Origin of the sequence: Paenibacillus sp. FSL K6-2393 (assembly GCF_038002545.1) — a bacterium.
Taxonomy (GTDB): Bacteria; Bacillota; Bacilli; order Paenibacillales; family Paenibacillaceae; genus Paenibacillus.
Window position 1 is genome coordinate 499703 of the sequence record NZ_JBBOCU010000001.1, and the last position, 19137, is coordinate 518839.

General features: G+C 47.0%; 18 protein-coding genes. All 18 read left to right on the forward strand.

The window, feature by feature from the left end:
• Positions 1–28: 28 nt before the first annotated feature.
• The 18 genes from MHI14_RS02210 (at position 29) to MHI14_RS02295 (ending at position 18386) form a co-directional block, all read left to right on the forward strand.
• Complete coding sequence (locus MHI14_RS02210) at positions 29–442, forward strand: DoxX family protein (protein ID WP_091036057.1); 414 nt, start codon at positions 29–31, stop codon at positions 440–442.
• 199 nt (positions 443–641) lie between these two features.
• Complete coding sequence (locus MHI14_RS02215; protein ID WP_091036060.1) at positions 642–1343, forward strand: pirin family protein; 702 nt, start codon at positions 642–644, stop codon at positions 1341–1343.
• Positions 1344–1387: 44 nt separating this feature from the next.
• The gene (locus MHI14_RS02220) at positions 1388–1723 is read left to right on the forward strand and encodes a hypothetical protein (protein WP_091036061.1); all 336 of its coding nucleotides are present in this window, start codon (positions 1388–1390) and stop codon (positions 1721–1723) included.
• A 248-nt stretch (positions 1724–1971) separates the two neighbouring features.
• Positions 1972–2925, forward strand: coding sequence for an ABC transporter permease (locus MHI14_RS02225; RefSeq protein WP_289390560.1), 954 nt, complete (start codon positions 1972–1974; stop codon positions 2923–2925).
• Positions 2922–3890 carry an iron chelate uptake ABC transporter family permease subunit gene (locus MHI14_RS02230; protein ID WP_283945790.1) on the forward strand — a complete coding sequence of 323 codons (969 nt, stop codon included), beginning with the start codon at positions 2922–2924 and terminating at the stop codon, positions 3888–3890. The genes MHI14_RS02225 and MHI14_RS02230 overlap by 4 nt, the downstream gene beginning before the upstream one ends.
• A complete protein-coding gene (locus MHI14_RS02235; protein WP_091036066.1) occupies positions 3884–4642 on the forward strand; it encodes an iron ABC transporter ATP-binding protein in 759 nt (252 codons plus the stop codon). The genes MHI14_RS02230 and MHI14_RS02235 overlap by 7 nt, the downstream gene beginning before the upstream one ends.
• Before the next feature lie 43 nt (positions 4643–4685).
• On the forward strand, positions 4686–5672 hold the full coding sequence (locus MHI14_RS02240) for a siderophore ABC transporter substrate-binding protein (protein ID WP_133386154.1): 987 nt from the start codon (positions 4686–4688) through the stop codon (positions 5670–5672).
• A 175-nt stretch (positions 5673–5847) separates the two neighbouring features.
• On the forward strand, positions 5848–7443 hold the full coding sequence (locus MHI14_RS02245) for a spore germination protein (RefSeq protein WP_091036071.1): 1596 nt from the start codon (positions 5848–5850) through the stop codon (positions 7441–7443).
• Positions 7444–7447: 4 nt separating this feature from the next.
• Positions 7448–8647, forward strand: a complete 1200-nt coding sequence (locus MHI14_RS02250) for a Ger(x)C family spore germination protein (protein ID WP_091036074.1) — start codon at positions 7448–7450, stop codon at positions 8645–8647.
• Positions 8640–8861 carry a hypothetical protein gene (locus MHI14_RS02255; protein ID WP_091036077.1) on the forward strand — a complete coding sequence of 74 codons (222 nt, stop codon included), beginning with the start codon at positions 8640–8642 and terminating at the stop codon, positions 8859–8861. Before MHI14_RS02250 ends, MHI14_RS02255 begins: the two co-directional genes overlap by 8 nt.
• A 56-nt stretch (positions 8862–8917) precedes the next feature.
• On the forward strand, positions 8918–10120 hold the full coding sequence (locus tag MHI14_RS02260; RefSeq protein ID WP_165980304.1) for a GerAB/ArcD/ProY family transporter: 1203 nt from the start codon (positions 8918–8920) through the stop codon (positions 10118–10120).
• A 130-nt stretch (positions 10121–10250) separates the two neighbouring features.
• Positions 10251–11081: a uroporphyrinogen-III synthase gene (locus tag MHI14_RS02265; protein WP_091036083.1), complete on the forward strand. Its 831-nt coding sequence runs from the start codon at positions 10251–10253 to the stop codon at positions 11079–11081.
• Positions 11082–11219: 138 nt separating this feature from the next.
• Positions 11220–12719, forward strand: coding sequence for a cobyrinate a,c-diamide synthase (locus MHI14_RS02270; protein ID WP_289390558.1), 1500 nt, complete (start codon positions 11220–11222; stop codon positions 12717–12719).
• 181 nt (positions 12720–12900) lie between these two features.
• A complete protein-coding gene (locus tag MHI14_RS02275) occupies positions 12901–13620 on the forward strand; it encodes an SDR family oxidoreductase (protein WP_133386153.1) in 720 nt (239 codons plus the stop codon).
• 42 nt (positions 13621–13662) lie between these two features.
• Positions 13663–14301, forward strand: coding sequence for a ThuA domain-containing protein (locus tag MHI14_RS02280; RefSeq protein ID WP_036667831.1), 639 nt, complete (start codon positions 13663–13665; stop codon positions 14299–14301).
• A gap of 72 nt (positions 14302–14373) precedes the next feature.
• Positions 14374–14754, forward strand: a complete 381-nt coding sequence (locus MHI14_RS02285) for a phasin family protein (protein WP_091036091.1) — start codon at positions 14374–14376, stop codon at positions 14752–14754.
• Positions 14755–16425, forward strand: coding sequence for an ABC1 kinase family protein (locus tag MHI14_RS02290; protein ID WP_091036093.1), 1671 nt, complete (start codon positions 14755–14757; stop codon positions 16423–16425).
• Positions 16426–16934: 509 nt separating this feature from the next.
• The gene (locus MHI14_RS02295) at positions 16935–18386 is read left to right on the forward strand and encodes a SulP family inorganic anion transporter (protein WP_341129798.1); all 1452 of its coding nucleotides are present in this window, start codon (positions 16935–16937) and stop codon (positions 18384–18386) included.
• Positions 18387–19137: the final 751 nt, after the last annotated feature.

Genomic DNA, 19137 nt, shown 5'->3' on the forward strand with positions numbered 1-19137 from the left:
TCGAATATAACGAGGAAGGAAGATGAACATGAATAATAAAAGTGTAGAGATTGGATTATTTTTCTCAAGGATTATGATCGGTTTGATCTTTGTATTGCACGGCTGGAGTAAATTCGAAGGTGGAATCAGCGGTACAGTAGGTTTTTTCGAAAGTATCGGTATTCCCGGATTTCTTGCATCCGTTGTAGCCATTATTGAGTTGGTGGGTGGTGCAGCGATGATTCTGGGTCTGGGAACACGTGTGTTTGCTGCCCTGTTTGCCATCGTGATGGTTGGCGTTCTGTTTACAGCCAAAATGGGTGAGCCGTTCCTGAGTGGTACCGAGTTAGATTACCTGCTGCTGGCGGGTTCCCTGACACTGCTCTTCACAGGAAGCCGCTTCCTGGCCGTGGATTATCTGTTCTCCAGACAGGGGAGCGCTCGCCAGAATGTGAGTGCTTGAATTGACTAACGATTGCTAAAAAATAATGAAGTGCAGGATGAGTCCTGTAACGAGGTTCTTTATTGGCCAGGCCGGTTCGGGAATTGATTTGCGAACCGGGCTGATCAGTAGAGAGCTTTTTTCGTTTGGACGACATGCCTGAGGTTTGTTACAATGAGAATAAGTATGCTACTAAGAAAAAATAAGGAGGATGCATTTTATGATTAACGTCATTCCATCCGATGCCCGCTCCAGCTTCGATCGAGGCTGGCTCCGGGGGAGTCACAGCTTTTCTTTCGGAGAATACCAAGACCCGGAGAATACGGCGTTTGGACCCATGAGGGTAGCGAACGACGATGTGATCGCGCCTGGTCGCGGTTTTGGGGCTCACCCGCATAGTGACATGGAGATTGTATCCATCGTACTCAGCGGCAAGTTGCGACATGAAGATAACCTGGGGAATGTAGCCGTTACAAGCTTTGGTGGTATCCAGCGGATGTCAGCAGGCAGTGGCATGATTCATACCGAACATAATGCATCCGATACCGAAGAAGTACGTTTGCTTCAGCTCTGGTTCATGCCAAAGACAAGAGGGTTGGAGCCCTCCTATGAGACCACATCATTTGATCCAGCGGCATTGGCAGGAGCACTCGTGCCGATTGTATCCCCAGAAGGGGGCCCAAGAGTTGCGACCATTCATCAGGATATGACGATCTACCTTGGCCGATTAGCCAAAGACGAAACGTTAACCTTTAATCAGGATTCGGGCCGCCGGATGTACATTTTCTCCATCGAAGGCAAGCTGGGATTGGATGGAGAGTACCTGTTGAACGAAGGCGACACGGCTCGTGTGGAACAGCGGGATTCAATCGAACTGCAAGCAAACGAAGATACGTTCTATATGATTATTGATTTGCCGTAGATGGCTGATGAAATGAACTCCAAGATGAAGGAGGATATACACGTATGGCGCAACAGGAATGGTTTATGGTCAAACATGCGGTGACCGGGCGAGGATTAGCTAATAGCAAAACAGATTCCCTATCCTATCGGTTCCAACAGGAGGGTACAGGTTTCATATTTACCGTTACGGGTCTGGACGAGCAGATTGTGGAACAGATTATGGAGCTTAGACAGGAACTGAACGTATTTCGATTCGTCCAACGCAAGAATCAGCCCCTTTTGAAACACTGGTACTACGTAGAAGGTGAGCGGGTTGTGTACGACAGGGAGAGTCACACGCTAAGCATCTATGCGAAGTCGGAGATTCGTTATGTGCCTGAAGATTATTTTGCGGATTAACTACACGTTATAATAAATATTAAGCCTTCCACATGGAAGGCTTTTTTTCCTTATATATCATCAATCTTATAGTATATGTATTTCAGGTTGTTTCATGAAATTTAAGAAAAAAGAGCAACGGAAGGTTGACATGATGAATTTAATATCGATATAATTCACTTAATTGATAATGAGTATCAATATCAAATGATGCGAGGTAGAGCAACTACGAATGTTTTACGGCGATCGGTAAGGGGATTAGTAGAGAGATGAAGTTACGTTATATGTTGATCGTACTGGCTGTACTGTCTATCGTATACATATTTATTGGAAATTCAGACATTTCACCATTGGATATATTTCATTTGTCCTCAGTCCAGCTACAGGTATTACAAGTTAGCCGGTTTCCCCGCCTGATCAGCATCCTTGTCGCCGGAATCAGCATGAGTGTAATCGGACTGATTATGCAGCAGCTGACACGCAACCGATTTGTTTCCCCAACTACAGCAGGAACGATGGATTCAGCCAGATTGGGTATTCTTGTGACGTTAATGTGGTTCCCGGGAGCATCCCCTCTGCAAAAAATGTTGGTCGCTTTTGCCTTTGCTCTGGCGGGAACACTGATTTTCATGCGAATTCTGGAGAAAGTCAAGTTCAAGGATACGATATATATCGCTCTGCTAGGTCTTATGTTTGGCAACATTGTAAGCTCCGTCACGACATTTTTTGCTTACAAAAACGATCTGATCCAGAACATCTCGTCTTGGTTACAGGGTGACTTCTCCACCATCATGAAGGGACGTTATGAACTGATCTATATCAGTATCCCGTTGCTCATTATTGTGTACCTGTTCGCTAATCGTTTTACACTTGCAGGAATGGGCGAAGATTTCTCAACCAACCTTGGACTGGCGTATCGACGAGTTGTGAATGTCGGCCTGATCCTGGTGGCGATGGTTTCAGCAGTAGTGATTATTACTGTAGGTACAATTCCGTTTCTGGGCCTTGTCGTGCCAAATATCGTAACACTGTACAAAGGGGATAACTTACGTGATACATTGCCTCATACGGCAGTGCTTGGTGCGATCTTTGTTCTGGTCTGCGATATTCTGGGTCAATTAATTATTTATCCTTATCAACTTTCGATCAGTCTGACGGTGGGAGTTGTGGGAAGTGTATTATTCCTGTATTTACTGCTTCGAAGAAAGGCTTATGGATCATGAGAATGAAATATACGGCGAATACATGGAAGTTGGTCTTGTTAATTGCAGCGGCAGTGCTGCTGATTGGCGTATTTCTGGTCATTCAATCCGGAGGGAACTGGGATTACATATTGCCTCGAAGAGGGAAAAAGATTCTCGCCATTGTATTGACAGGTGCCTGCATTGCGTACTCTACAGCTATTTTCCAAACGATAACGAACAATCGAATTCTGACACCTGGCATCATGGGCCTCGATTCCTTGTATATGCTATTTCAGACGTTTGCCGTGTTTGTGTTTGGAAGCACACATATCAGCTTTGTGAACAAAAACCTTAATTTTGCAATATCTGTCCTGCTCATGACGTTGTTTGCTCTACTACTGCATCAGTTCATGTTCCGCAGGGAACAGGGGCGTAATATTTATCTGTTGCTGCTGGTGGGTCTTATCCTGGGTACGCTGTTCCAGAGCATGTCTTCATTCATGGAGGTACTGATTGACCCTAATGAGTTCCTTGTGCTGCAGGGCAAGATGTTTGCGAGCTTTAACAATGTGAATACGGATCTGCTGATCATCTCAATCGCTGCGATTATTCTTATCCTGCTGTACGCGCAGAAGTTTACCAAATATCTCGACGTACTGTCTCTCGGCAAAGATCACGCAGTGAATCTCGGGGTGGATTACGATTACATTGTGAAGAGGCTGCTGCTGGTGGTGATGGTTCTGGTATCGATCTCCACAGCGCTGGTGGGTCCAATTATGTTTTTGGGGCTGCTGGTTGTGAATCTGGCGCATCAGGTATTCCGGACACATCGGCATAAAGTGCTGATCTGGGGTTCGGTCATGATTGCAGTCGTTGCATTGGTTGGCGGACAACTCATTGTAGAGCGGGTGTTTACCTTTGCTACGACCGTTAGCGTCATTATAAATTTTATAGGCGGCGTGTACTTCATCTATTTACTGCTAAAGGAGAATAAGTCGTGGTAGAAGTCAGAAATGTTACAAAACAATACGGCGGCGTCCGGGTAGTGGATGACGTATCACTGAACATTGCCAAGGGAAAGATTACATCATTTATTGGTCCAAATGGAGCTGGGAAAAGCACCTTGTTATCCATGATTACCAGGTTAATCAGCAAGGATACAGGACAAGTCCTGATTGAAGGGCGCGAGATTGAAAGCTGGAAGAACAAGGACTTGTCGCGCAAAATATCAGTCCTTAAACAGTCCAATCACATCAACATTCGGTTAACTGTGGAGGATCTTGTGGCTTTTGGCCGGTTCCCGTATTCACAAGGAAGGCTCACACCTGAGGATCAACAGTGGATTCAGGAGGCCATCGACTATATGGAACTGGCCCCCTTCCGCAAGAAGTATCTGGATGAACTGAGTGGCGGACAGCGGCAGCGGGCATATATCGCCATGGTGATTGCCCAGAACACCGAGTATATTTTGCTCGATGAACCTTTGAATAACCTGGACATGAAACATTCTGTTCAGATTATGAAGGTGCTGCGCAGAATGGTGGATGAACTCGGCAAAACAATTGTCATTGTCATTCATGACATCAATTTTGCTTCTTGTTATTCTGACTATATTGTTGCGCTCAAGGATGGACGCGTAGTGAAAGAGGGAAAGACGGAAGACATCATCGATACGGATGTATTGCAGAGCGTCTATGATATGCACATCCCTGTGCAATGGATCGATGGACGTAAGATTTGTGTATATTTTGCGTGAGTGAGTAAGGTAGTCCAATATAGAGATCGAGAGGTGTTTATTCATGAAAAAGGGTTGGTTGTTTACGTTATTCGTGGTGTTGTCGGTTGTCCTGGCAGCGTGTGGTGGGAATAAGGCAGCGGATAATACAGGTGCAAGCAGTGGCACAGGATCAGAAGCTACTGCACCAGCAGATCAAGCAAGTGAAGAAGTGGTCATCAAACATAAACTGGGCGAAACAACCGTGAAGAAAAATCCGGAGAAGGTCGTTGTTTTTGACTACGGTGTACTGGATTCACTGGATCAGCTGGGCGTAGAAGTTGCAGGTGTTCCGCAGGAAGGCGTACCTCCTTATCTGGACAAGTATAATGATGCGAAGTACACCAATGTTGGTGGCTTGAAAGAAGCTGATTTTGAGAAGGTTAACGCGATGAAACCAGATTTGATCATAATCTCGGGACGACTCCAGGATTCGTATGAAGAACTGAGTGAGATTGCACCAACCATATATATGGCGGTAGATACGGCAGATTATATGAATTCTCTGACCAATAACGTGAAGACCCTCGGGGACATCTTTGGTAAAGAAAAAGAAGCAGAAGAAGCCATTGCATCGATCGAAACATCCGTTAAGGCACTACATGATAAAGTAACGGCTACAGGTAAAAATGCGCTAATCGTCCTGACAAACGAAGGCAAACTGAGCGCCTATGGTGCCGGTTCCCGTTTTGGTATTATTCATGACGTATTTGGTTTTACTCCATCAGATGCAAACATCGAAGTATCCACACATGGGCAGAGCGTTTCATTTGAATATGTCATGGAGCAGAATCCAGATTACCTCTTTGTCGTTGATCGCAGTGCCGTGGTTGCAGGTAACGGTGAGGCATCCCCGGCAAAACAAGTGATCGAGAACGATTTGGTGAAGAATACAACAGCATATAAAGAAGGACATATTGTTTATCTGGATCCGAATTACTGGTATTTGTCTGGTGGTGGGTTGGAATCCATTCAAGAAATGATTAAGGAAGTGGACGCAAGCATCAACTAAAGTGAATTAAACAATGCATGTGCTGGGTGTCAGGAAGGTCTCTGTTCAATACAGAGGCCTTTTTGCTGTATGAAAACTCAGAGAATTTAATCGTAATTTTGCAAAAAAGACCACATAATTCCCAGCTGTCTGGCACAAGCTACCTTGTATAAAAACAAGAACGGAGGGGCGGCATATGGCGGACAAAACATCTGGGAAAGACAAGTCCCGGCAACCGGGACGAGCTTCAGAAGAAAAAAAACATATTCCTTTGGGACTGCCGTCCCCGCCTTTTCTTCGGCAGCCGATTAGTGCAGTACATGAAACTCAGATTAAGGCGGTAAAGGAGATATTCTCCGATTGCTCGGATGTGGTTTTTCGCAACGTCATGATTACGCCTGAAGTGAAAGGACTTCTGGTCTATATCGAAGGCATTGTCAATTCGGCTGATATCCAGGAACACATGCTGCGTCCGATTATTCGAGGGCTGGTGCAGCAACGTACAGATGAACCTGATGTTCCACTGGATGATACAACCGTTGAGCTGACACAGGTGAAGCGAGTGGATACTTGGGCTGCTGCGACAGAAGGGGTGCTGGCATCCTCTGCCCTTCTGGTGGTCGATGGAAGTAACAAAGCCTGGATGTTCAATGTCAAAGGTGGCGTCAGACGTGGTGTGGAGGAACCGCAGACAGAATCCGTGATTCGGGGACCGCGGGAGGGATTTACCGAAACGCTCCGTGTGAATACGGCCTTATTGCGGTTCAAGTTGAAAACACCTGCTCTCAAGATGGTGAGTATGACCCTTGGAACAGACACCAAGACAGATATTGTGCTGACCTACCTGGAAGGTATTGCCGATCCAAAAACGATTCAAGATGTTAAGAAACGTCTGGAAAAAATCAATATTGATGGCATCCTGGAGACGGGTTATATCGAGGAATTGATTGAAGATCATCCGTATTCCCCTTTCCCTCAGATGCACTATTCGGAGCGGCCGGATACCGTTGCAGGCAATCTGTTGGAAGGACGCTTTGCCATTATGGTAGATGGAACCCCATTCTCGCTGATTGCTCCAGTCACGATGTGGCAGATGCTGCAAGCCAGCGAGGATTATTACGAGCGATTCTTCATCAGTAATCTGGTGCGGTGGATTCGCTTCCTGTTCGTAGCCATCGCTCTATTTCTGCCGGCGCTTTATATCTCCATCACTACATTTCATCAGGACATGTTGCCCACCACGCTGATTCTGAGTATTGCGGGTGCACGGGAAGCTATTCCTTTTCCGGCTTTGGTGGAAGCCCTCATCATGGAACTGTCGTTCGAAGCTCTCCGGGAAGCGGGGGTCAGGTTACCCAAGACAGTGGGTCAGGCAGTCAGTATCCTCGGTGCACTTGTGATCGGACAGGCCGCAGTTCAGGCGGGTATTGTATCGGCACCGATGGTTATTATCGTATCCATGACAGGAATAGCTTCCTTCACGATCCCGCGATTTAACTTCGCGATTACGGTGCGTCTGCTCCGATTTCCGATCATGTTACTGGCAGGTATGCTTGGATTATATGGCATCGTCATCGGCTTGGTCCTGATCTCGGTGCATCTGACACAGATGACTTCGTTCGGTGTCCCATATCTCTCCGGTCTTAGCCCGTACAGTAAAACAGATACCAAAGACATTCTCATTCGTGTGCCATGGTGGAAAATGATCAATCGTCCTTCTACGGTACATCGGGATCAGAAACGGATGACCGAAAAGATCAACGGTTCCCCTGAAGCTGAGGAAGGGTGGTGAACCCATGCAGTTCATATATAAGTACCGGGCAGTGATAGCGCTGTTGTTATGTACCACTTTTATTTCAGGTTGCTGGGATCGTAAGGAGATTAACGATGTTGCCTTTGTGATTGGTATTGCTGTCGATAAGGAGGGGGACAATTACAGATCCAGTCTTCAGATTGCTCTGCCGGGACAATCCGGTTCTTCCGGTAGTGAAGGAGGCGGAGGCGGCACGAGTGGGGATAAATCCTGGTTTATGTTATCCAATACAGCCAAATCATTGCATGGTACGTCTATTGAAGGTCAAAAGGAACTCTCACGAACAATCTATTATGCGCATCGCCGTACGATGCTTATTGGTGAGGAGCTTGCCAGGGATGGAGTCGCCTCCATGCTTGATCTGTTTACGCGGTATCCGCTGAACCGATTCTCTGCATTGCCAGTGGTCACAAAAGGTTCAGCATATGAGGTCATGGATACGGATGCACCTATAGAGAAGTTTCCATCCGAGATGGTGCGGGAACTGTGCTTCCTCAATATGCGTAATCCACGTTCACTTAAAACGTTTATAGATGCCATTCTTAGTGAGGGTGTCGATCCATTCCTGCCTGTCGCTTCGAAAGTGAGCAATGTTCCAAAAGGGTGGAAGGACGCCAAAACAAACATCAAGCTGGATGGGTTGGCCATTTTCAAGAAAGATAAGCTGGTTGGCATGATCGACAAAGCTCCAGCTGATGCCCTCATTCTTGCTATGGGCGAGGCCAATGCGCCGGAGATTATGGTTAAAGCTCCTGGCGGAGATGGAGATATGTTCATCAAGTTGAACGAGAACAACGCTTCACTACATCCCAGTATCAAGGCTGACAAGGTCACCGTGAATATTGAATTGTATGCCAAGGGAGTTCTCGTAGATAACGAATCCAATTATGGTGACCGGCGTGAGAATGAAATTCTGAAGTTACATGAAGCCATTCACGAGAAAATAAAATTGGATATCGAGGAAGGTGTCCGGTTGGTTCAGGGAAAATATCATGCGGACATCCTTGGAATCGGTCGATCCATTCATCAACATCTGCCGGCCAAGTGGGACACGATGAAAGATCGCTGGGATGACATATACCCTGAAGTCGAGGTGACGGTTACTCCCCATGTCATTATTGAAAACGTTGGGGTGAGCAATAAACCAATTGGCGTCGGAGAGGATGAAGTTGTACATGATTAAACCACTCTTATTTACCTACCTGGCCATGGTAATCGCGGTCATTTTGATGGATTTCAGACATTTGAAACAGGCAGCTGCCATTAATCGCTGGCTATCCTATAGTTTGATTGCATTGGGTACAGGCATTTGGTTCTATGTGACTAATCTAAGCAAAACCTTATTTGTGTCGGTATGGATAAGCCACGTTATCCAGCGCTTACTGCCACTGCCCTAGGTTGTGGACAGGATGCATTAAGTTTGCGGAATCACGAGAGGGAGAGGAGGTATTTCATGAATCAGAGAGTGACACACCGTCAGATGATCCTGCTCGTGCTGCTGCTCAGTGTTTCAGGTACGTTAATTCAGCCACATGCGCAAGCTATCTACTATGCGGAACAACACGCTTATCTCTCGTATATACCCGTAGTCGTAGTGATGATCGTATCGATGTGGATGTTAAGTCGTGTTCAGCGGAGATTTCCTGAGAAGGATCTGTTCGAGTCGCTCATCGGAAGATTCCCCTTACTGGGAAGATTAATGGCGTTTCTGTATATTCTGTTTTTTTTCTTTGTGTTTGCAAGAGATATTCGGTTAACAGGTGACTATATCAGTATCACATTGCTGGAGACAACACCAATCTCTATCATTGTGATGTCACTGATGATTATGGGCGTTTTTATCGTTCGGGGCGGACTGGGCTCCTTGATTGGAATGACGGAATTGTACGTCACTTTGTTCTTGTTGAACTCGGTAATTGTACCTTTCATGCTCATTCAACAAGTCGACATGGACAACCTGATGCCCTATTTTCATGTCGATGTTGCAGGCGTAGGTAAAGGGAGTTGGTACATATTTTCATTTTATGGCGAGATGATTGCATTGCCCTTTGTCATCAAGGGTAGTGATTTTCGTTTTAAGTCTGCCCTGGGGGGAATTATCCTCTCGGCACTGCTCATGATGCTGATTGTTGTGGAAACCATCACTTCTATTGGCGTTCCGATTGCTTCAAGACTGGTATACCCTTCCTATGAGCTGGCAAGACAGCTGCAAATTAGTGATTTTCTGGACCGGTTTGACCTTGCGCTCGCAGCGGCAACCTTGCCTACCATGATCACAAAGATTGCATTTGACCTGTACTTTGTCTGCTGGGGATTGAAGCGAATGATTCCGAACGTATCGGGAAAGGTATTGACAGGCCCGATTGCCCTCGTCGGATTTGTCTGTGCATTCTGGTTCTTCCGAAATGCCATTCAGCTCAATCGTTTTACTCGGGAATGGACATGGATTGCCATTATTTTTGAAGCGTTGTTCCCCATTGTGCTGTTTCTTTTCCTTCGTCCTCGCAAAAAGGATAAAAAAGAATCTACCCAACAGAGATCGGGAGACCTTTCAAAGAAAGAGAAACATGAGCCGGAACAAAAATCGGCTGATTCGGAGAAGGACGGAGAGAAAAGACGGAAAGATTCTCATGGCGGAGAACTCCAGCCTTCCTGATACATTCCATCAAAAATCCTTATAGATGAACGGGCAAAAAGAGGGGAAGCACAGTTTCCCTTCACAGAAGTACCCTGTATACTGTAGTCAGACTGATGAACATTCGGCTGAACTAACGGGGGGAACATGAATGGCTCAACATTTGGCAGGTGTGCGTGTAGCATTAACAGGACCACGAAAATCGAAAGAAATGTCCGTACTGGTTGAAAAAATGGGTGGAATCCCGCTTGTGCGACCGGCACAGGGGACCGTATTCCTGGATGATCGGAGTATCAGGGATGGGCTGGTATCTTGGATCTCAGACCCGCCAGACTGGGCGGTGTTAACTACGGGTATGGGATTGGATGCATTGTTTGAAATGGCTGAGGATATGGAAGTGGCAGGCCAATTGTTGGATGTATTATCGCAATCCTCCATTGCGGCAAGGGGATACAAGACGGTGAATGCGCTCAAAAAGCGCAAGTTAACACCGCTGGTACGAGACGATGATGGTAGTACGGACGGGCTCATTCGAGAATTCGCCCCACATGATCTCGCAGGGAAAAAGGTTATGTTGCAGCTTCATGGGGAGACAGCTCCCAAACTTGTCGCATGGTTGGAAGAACAAGGCGCACTCGTCAGACAAGTGCTTCCTTACCGCCATGTACCGCCAGAAGAGGCAGAGCTGGAACAGTTATTGAATGAAATTCTAAATTTCGAGGTAGATGCTGTTGCGTTCACAAGTGGACCGCAGGTCAGATTTCTGACGCAATATGCGGCCTCCCAGGACAAGCTTGAGCCGATGCTTGCAGCCTTTAGACAAGGCGTAATCCCTGCGTCTGTAGGTAAAGTTACAGCAAACTCCATGCGTGAAGAAGGCATTGAGGCACTGGTCATTCCGGAGGAAGAGAAGATGGGAGCACTCATCGTTGAGCTTGGACGTTACTTTGCAGCAGGGCGTGCGGCCAAGATTAGAGATTAGTGGCCTGCTTTTAGATCAGTTCGACAAAAAGCTTTTATTGTGTAAACATTCATTTCATGAATAAAGAGTATGCATTAAGCTTAACCGCATCGCTATATGATGCGGTTTTGTTATTTCGAAGAAAAGGTGGAAATGACGATGCCCATTGCAGATCGTAACGCCAGACCCCGACTGATCATTGCAGGCACCGGAAGTGGTGCAGGAAAAACGACAGTAACCTTGGGGCTAATGAGGGCACTCGCTCAGCGTGGGTTGAGTGTACAAGGGTTCAAATGCGGCCCGGACTATATTGATCCGACATACCATACCGCCGTCACGGGCAGACCGTCACGTAATCTGGATGCATGGATGACATCGCCTGAGTATGTGAGATATACGTTCGAGAAGGCATCGGTGGGACACGATATTTCCATTATAGAAGGCGTTATGGGCCTCTACGATGGCAAAGATCCGCTCAGCAATACAGGCTCAACTGCAGAGATTGCTCTGGTCACACAAACCCCTGTAATCCTGGTTGTGGACGTACGCAGTATGGCTCGCAGTGCGGCCGCGATTGTACTGGGTTTTCAACAGTTGGAGCCTGAATTAAATATTGCCGGAGTGATTGTCAATCGGTGTGGAAGTGCGGGTCATTATACCATTGTGCAAAAAGCCATTGAGCAGATGTGCGGCATTCCGGTGGTTGGCTGGCTGAAGCGGGACGAGGGCATGTCCATTCCTGAGAGACATCTGGGACTGGTGCCTGCCATCGAGCGCGGTGAACTGGAACCATTATTCCAACGTGCAGCCGATGTGTTAATGGAAGGCACCGATCTGGATCTTCTGCTGGAGCTGGCAGCAAGCGCCCCGCCTTTGAATGCAGAAGAAGTGAGTCCTGCGACTACTACCCACATGGATTCAGCTAATACTGAACCAGGCTCGAATTACGATCCACATTTCAATTCAGTGATCCACGTTAATAATCGACATGTATCATATGCGGTACAGCCTGTCATTGCCGTTGCGCGCGATGCCGCATTTAATTTCTATTATCCCGATAATCTGGAATTGCTCGAAGCAGCCGGGGCCCGATTACAATATTTCAGTCCGCTCGCTGGTGAAGGTATTCCAACGGATGTGGATGGCATCTATTTGGGCGGCGGATTTCCTGAGGAATTTGCAGCAGATATTTCCGGTAACCAAAGGTTTCTGGAAGGACTTCGACAAGCAGCACAATCCAACATGCCTTTATTTGCCGAGTGTGGTGGTTACATGGTGCTCGGGGAAACGTTGACCGACCGAGAGGGCGTTACTTTCGACATGGCGGGTATTATCCCCGCACAGGTGCAGATGCAGAAGAAGCGCGCTGCGCTTGGCTATCGTGAAGCGAGTAGCGTTCAGGATTCCTTTTTGCTGAAAAAGGGTGAAGTACTTCGGGGTCATGAATTTCATTATTCGACAATGACCTATCGTGATGAAGAAACGATCCCTTATGCGTATGAGACAAAGGGGTTGCGTGGATTGAAGCAAGAGGGATATGCCGCAGGCAACATCGTGGCGGGGTATACGCACGTTCATCTGGGCTCTTATCCGGCAGCTGCTCGAAGATGGGTGGAACATTGTTTAGCCTATCGGCAGGATCGATATATGCAGAGATAATATCAGCTTTTTATAGCTCAAATAGATAGCTGAATTCAATAAGCAAAATGGCTCTAATCTCGCTTTTACCTCATGAGTCTTTGGTCGTGAAGTTGGCGATCCCATTCTGAATTAAAGGTTTTCAGATGAATATGTGGAATGAATAAAAGACAGAATCATTATGCGAGGGAGGGACATCATGATGAGAACCGTATGTGTAACGGGAGCTGCTCGGGGATTGGGATTGGCTTTGACGGCACAGATGCTGAAGAGAGGGTATCTCGTGTATGCGGCCGGTCTGGACGTGGAAGATTCCGAGGGGATTCGTATGCTTGCAGAAGGATATCCGGACCATCTGCGCGCCATCGAACTGGATATCGCGGACGACCTGTCGGTAGCTCTGTTCACGGAGACATTGAAGCTGGATACGAATCATTTGGATATGCTGATCAATAATGCGGCTATACTAGGAAGTATTACGGATCATATCCGCGGGCCGATGAATATGGCGGAGATGGCTGAAGTATTTAATGTGAACACCTTAGGCACACTGCGTGTGACTCATTCCCTGTTACCCCTCCTTCTTCAAGGACAGGTCAAGCTGATTGTTGATATCTCTTCCGAGGCTGGAAGTATAGAGCAATGCAGTCGGGATGGGTGGTATGCCTATTGTATGTCCAAAGCTGCTTTGAACATGCAGGCCCGTCTTGTGCACAATGGTCTGAAGGATGAAGGCGGACAAGTGATGCTTGTGCATCCCGGTTGGGTACAGAGTTATATGAGGGGCGAATTGGATGTTGCTGCGGATCTCACGCCCGAGCAATCTGCACAGCATATCGCAGTACTTATCGACCGCCATGAACAGTTTAAAGGAGATCAACCCGCATATGTGGACTACAAGGGTGAGAAGCTCCCCTGGTAGTTGATTGATACAGTGAGGTGAACAAGAAAGGAGATTGATTGAATGGATCATCGTAAAAAAGCATTACTACTTGGCGATTATACACATCCGGATTGGCACCCGCTTCAAGGTGTGGATGCGGAGATTAGCCGAATTTTCCATGATACTATGACTGTGCAGTGCAGTGAGAATCGGAATATGCTGCTGCAAGAAAATATAACCGGGTTTGATGTATGTATCTCATACATGGACGATTGGAAAGGGAAAGTCTCTCCACAGCAGACAGCAGGTTTGTTGTCCTATGTAAGTAATGGAGGTGGACTGGTCATTATACATAACGGCATTTCGCTCCAAAATCGTTATGAGCTCAAACAGATGATCGGTGCCAAGTTCCTCCATCATCCGGCGTATGCACCGCTTGAATTCACTGTAACGGCGGAAAGCCATCCCGTGACGGAGGGCATTTCCAATTTCACAATGGAAGAAGAGCCGTATCAGTTCGAATTTGGTTCTTTTGCCGAGACGAAAATATTGCTGGAATATCAATCCGAGGAAGGACCAAAGCCTGCGGTTTGGGCTCATCGATATGGTGTTGGGCGTATTGTTTATCTGATGCCGGGTCACCATGTGCCGTCTTTTGCACACGAAACGTACCGGAAGTTACTTCTGCAAGCAGGCAAATGGGCTGCGCGTTACGTCTGATCGGACAGACATCTTTGCATGCAGAGTATAAGGGGTATAATATAGAGATCAACGAAGAGGAGGATGACAAAAATGAGCGATTTGTTCAAAAAGGCGATCTCGTTAGGGCTTGGTCTTACTGTCGTAAGCAAAGAAAAAATTGAGAAAACCGTGGATGATTTGGTCAAGCGCGGGGAACTTGCGCCCGGTGAATCCAAAGCTTTGGTTGAACGTCTGCTGGAACGGGGCGATGAAGAACAGGGCCAGTTCAAGAGAATGATTCAGGAACAGGTCAAGCGAGTGCTTCAGGAAGCTGGTGTGGCATCCGAAAGTGATGTAACCAGTCTGGAACAGCGCGTTGCTGTCCTGGAGAAAAAACTTGCGGAACTGGGCCAATCACCACAACTCCAACCTGATGAATCCCCAGCTCCACTTGAAGTTCCTCCTCCTCTCAAAGGAAACGAGATCGAGTAGATGGCAGTGCGAATCAAACATGTCGGCAGATACCGTGAAATTGCCATGGCGCTAGTGCGTCATGGCTTCGGTTATATGGTCGAGGAGCTGGGTTTGTTCCAGCTGCTGGCTCTGCCCAGACGGTGGATGTCGCGTGAAGCACACACCACCAAAACGCTGAGTGAACGCATCAGGCTTGTGCTGCAGGAGCTGGGGCCAGCTTTCGTTAAGCTGGGGCAACTCGCAAGCACAAGGGCAGATCTATTGCCTGAGTCTGTCATTCGTGAGCTGGTGAAGTTGCAGGATCAGGTCCCGCCGTTCTCTTCCGAGACGGCACGGGGTATTTTGGAACAGGAATTGGATACACCGCTGGAGGAGATCTTTTCCCGGTTCGAGGATACCCCTGTAGCTGCGGCCAGCATTGGACAGGTGCATCTGGGCAAACTTCGAAGCGGTGAGTCGGTAGCCATCAAGATTCAGCGGCCGGGTATATCGCGTATTGTGCAGCGTGACCTGGATATTTTGCGTGAACTGACAGCCATGGCCGAGAAGCGCTGGGACTGGGTGAAGCAATATCAGATTCCGCAAATGGTCGAAGAATATGCTCAGGCACTGATGGCCGAGCTGGATTATACGGTCGAAGGCCGCAATACGGAAAAGATTGCACAGCAATACCAACAGGACAACAAGGTGAAAATCCCGGCAATTTACTGGGATCAGACGTCGTCCCGTGTGCTCACGATGGAGTATATCGAAGGTATCAAACTCAATGATCGTGAAGAACTGGTCAGACGCGGTCATGATCTGAACAATATTGCTGAGCGGCTGGTAGACTCATTATTGAATCAGATCTTTATTCATGGATTCTTTCACGCTGACCCACATCCGGGCAACCTGATGGTATTGAAGGATGGACGTCTTGCCTTTATAGACTTTGGTATGGTGGGCAGTCTGAGTGATGAGATGAAACAGCAGCTTGCTTCGCTTATTATTGGGTTAATGCGCAAAGATACGGACAGTATGATCCGGGCAATTGAGAAACTTGGCATGATGCCAGATGACATGGATCTGCGTGGGCTTCATGTGGATTTGGACAAGTTGCGTAACAAATATTACGATATTCCCTTTTCCAAGATTAGTGTGGGTCAGGCGCTGAATGACTTGTTCGGCGTAGCCCAGAGGCACCGGGTTGTCATGCCTGCCGATATTCTGCTGCTCGGTAAATCGTTGCTGACGATGGAAGGTGTGATTGAACATCTTGATCCTTCCCTGAGCATTGTAGATATGGCTGAACCCTTTGGCCGTAAGCTGATCAAGGAACGTTTTAGTGCCGGAAGAATCAAGAATCGATTGTTCCGCAGTGCGGCTGATATGGCCGAGAGTGTCATTGGTCTGCCAGGGCAGTTAAGGCAATTATCATCCATTATTAGCAAAGGCAAGCTGAGGCTGGAGATTAGTGTCCCTGAACTGGATGCACTCATGCGCAGAATGGACCAGATTAGTAATCGACTGTCCTTCAGTATCGTGTTACTTGCCTTTTGTATTATCATGGTGGGCTTGATTATCGGTTCGTCGATCAGTCATCAATCCACGATGCTGTGGGATATTCCGGTCATTGAGATTGGTTTCCTGGTGGCGATTCTGATGGTGGCGTTCCTGCTCTATTCGATATTCAAATCAGGAAGATTCTAGCATAGTATTACATGAACACCCGTAAAGAGACTTTCTTCAAAGGATCTTTGCGGGTTATTTTTTGTGAGTAGAGAATTGGTGAGTAAATTATAGAAAGATTAAGATAATAGAAGGAAAGGTTCTATTTTTTCGCCTTAACTGTATTAGTACATATCCGGTCCTGTGACTATAATAATAGGTCAGTACATTAACGGACCCGGTTTTTCTGAGAGGGGAAAACCTATTGGCATCAGGATCAACTCCTGATGTGGCATGAGTAAGACAACTGAAGGTAATGGAACAATAGCGGTACACATTGGAACGGAAAAAACGTGAGTGCACATTAACCGTCAAGGATATACGGATGGTGAAGAATGATGCAATTCAGGCAACAGCATAGGCGAATGATGCGGAGAGGAATCCGTTGTTTTGTGCTGTCCTGGGTAGTTGGTTAGTGTGAACGGCTTCTGTTACTCTTCAGTAAGATTGTCCATTATGAGGAATACACGTAGGAGGAACGGCAAGAACATATGAATACTTTAAAACAACAATGGTTTGGCAACATTCGCGGAGACGTGCTGGCAGGCATTACGGTAGCGCTGGCGTTAATTCCGGAAGCCATTGCTTTCTCCATCATTGCAGGTGTTGATCCGATGGTCGGATTATACGCTTCGATTACGATTGCGATTGTGATCTCGATTGCTGGTGGAAGACCAGGCATGATCTCGGCGGCAACAGGTGCCATGGCGGTACTGATGGTTGGACTCGTCAAGGATTATGGCGTGGAATATCTTTTTGCAGCGACGATTTTGACGGGCATTATCCAGTTTCTACTGGGCATATTTAAGGTTGGGCGATTTATTACGTTTGTGCCTCATTCGGTACTGACCGGATTCGTGAATGCACTGGCTATCCTGATCTTTATGGCGCAGTTAACCCACTTCACGGGAGCGAACTGGATCATGTATGCGATGGTGGCGGGCACGTTAGCGATCGTTTATATTTTGCCACGGTTTTTCAAAGGCGTTCCGGCTCCACTGATTGCAATCATCGTGATGACGATTATTACCTTGGTGTTTCATCTGGACGTAAGAACGGTCGGAGACATGGGGAATATAACGAGTACTCTGCCGATGTTCCACTTGCCGAATATTGCATGGACTTGGGACACGCTAATGATTCTGCTGCCTTATTCATTCACTATGGCACTGGTTGGGCTATTGGAATCGCTGCTGACCGCAACCATCGTAGATGAGATGACCGAGACCAAGAGCAGTAAGAACCGTGAGGTGCGTGGTCAGGGTATCGCAAATTTCGTGAACGGCTTGTTTGGCGGCATGGGCGGCTGTGCGATGATTGGGCAGTCGGTCATTAATGTGAAGTCTGGGGGACGTGGAAGATTATCTACGTTTACTGCGGGTGCGTTTCTGGCAATCCTGTTGCTGTTATTTAGCGGTGTGGTGAAACAGGTACCGATGGGGGCGCTCGTCGGTGTAATGTTTATGGTGTGTATCGGAACATTCGACTGGAGTTCTATCAAAAATATTGCTCGCGTGCCGCGCGCGGAAGCCTTTGTCATGATCGTGACAGTGACAATTGTGGTCTATACCCACGATCTGTCGATCGGGGTTATGGTTGGCGTTGTGCTCAGTGTGCTGCATTTTGGCTGGAAACAGACCAAGATTCGCGTACAGGCGAGCCAAGAGCAAGGGCAGAAAGTATATCGGGTTCACGGACCGTTCTTCTTTGGTTCTTCGTCCCGCTTTGTAGATGAGTTCGATGCAGAGGCCGATCCGAAGGAGATCACAATTGATTTTGGAGGATCACATATCTGGGATAATACTGCGGTTGTGGCTATAGGCAAAGTGAAATTCAAATACGCGAAGCTGGGCAAAACGGTGCACCTGCGCGGTTTAAACGAGGAAAGCTCCCGTATTCTTGAACAGAGTGGGTTTGCCACAGCGGGCGGGCACAGTTCGTAACTTGGTTGTACAAAGATTGTTGTACAAAGGTACAATGTCGAAACGTAGTTACGCAGACAAGCTGAAAAATGAACGGCTTAGTAAATCTGGAATTAAGGATCTAAACAAGCAATGAAGTTATGAAGGCTACTGTCCTAAAATAGTGGTGAGCAGACATGCAACAGCCCTATGAAGTAGATAACATAAAAAGATACTTTTAATCAGCGGCGCACTTTTTCCCTAATGTAAGTCGGGGAGAGGGCGCCGCTGTTTTTTTTATTAGAGTGTGTGGTGTGTACAGTGAAGGAGAAAAAAGAACGAAGAAGAAGTAGTAGTTCTAATGGTGGTAGTGGTAGTTGTAGTAGAAGTTCTAGTAGAAGTTCTAGTAGAAGTATAGGTAGTGCTGGTTGTTGTTAGTTCTAGTATTTGTAGTTGGTGTTCTGGTTCTAGTAGATGTTGTTATTGCTGTAATCGATGTTATTGTGTTGGAGCTTGTGTCCTCAGTGTTTGTAAATTCTAACGAACCTGACACGTCTTATATGGGGTTATTTGCTATTGTCGTTATTCTAACGAATCTCAGACATCTTATTTTGCTGATTCCACCCATACTGATGATGTTTCGCGTGTATTTCCGAGTAATAAGGTGACGGGAGTTCGTTAGAAAATTCAAACGGCTTTGATTGGCGTAATAGGGTGTCCTGGATTCGTTAGAATTAGGGGTACGTGGGAATTGCATCGTTAGAGCTATTTTTGAACCGCGAGAAATCTTGAA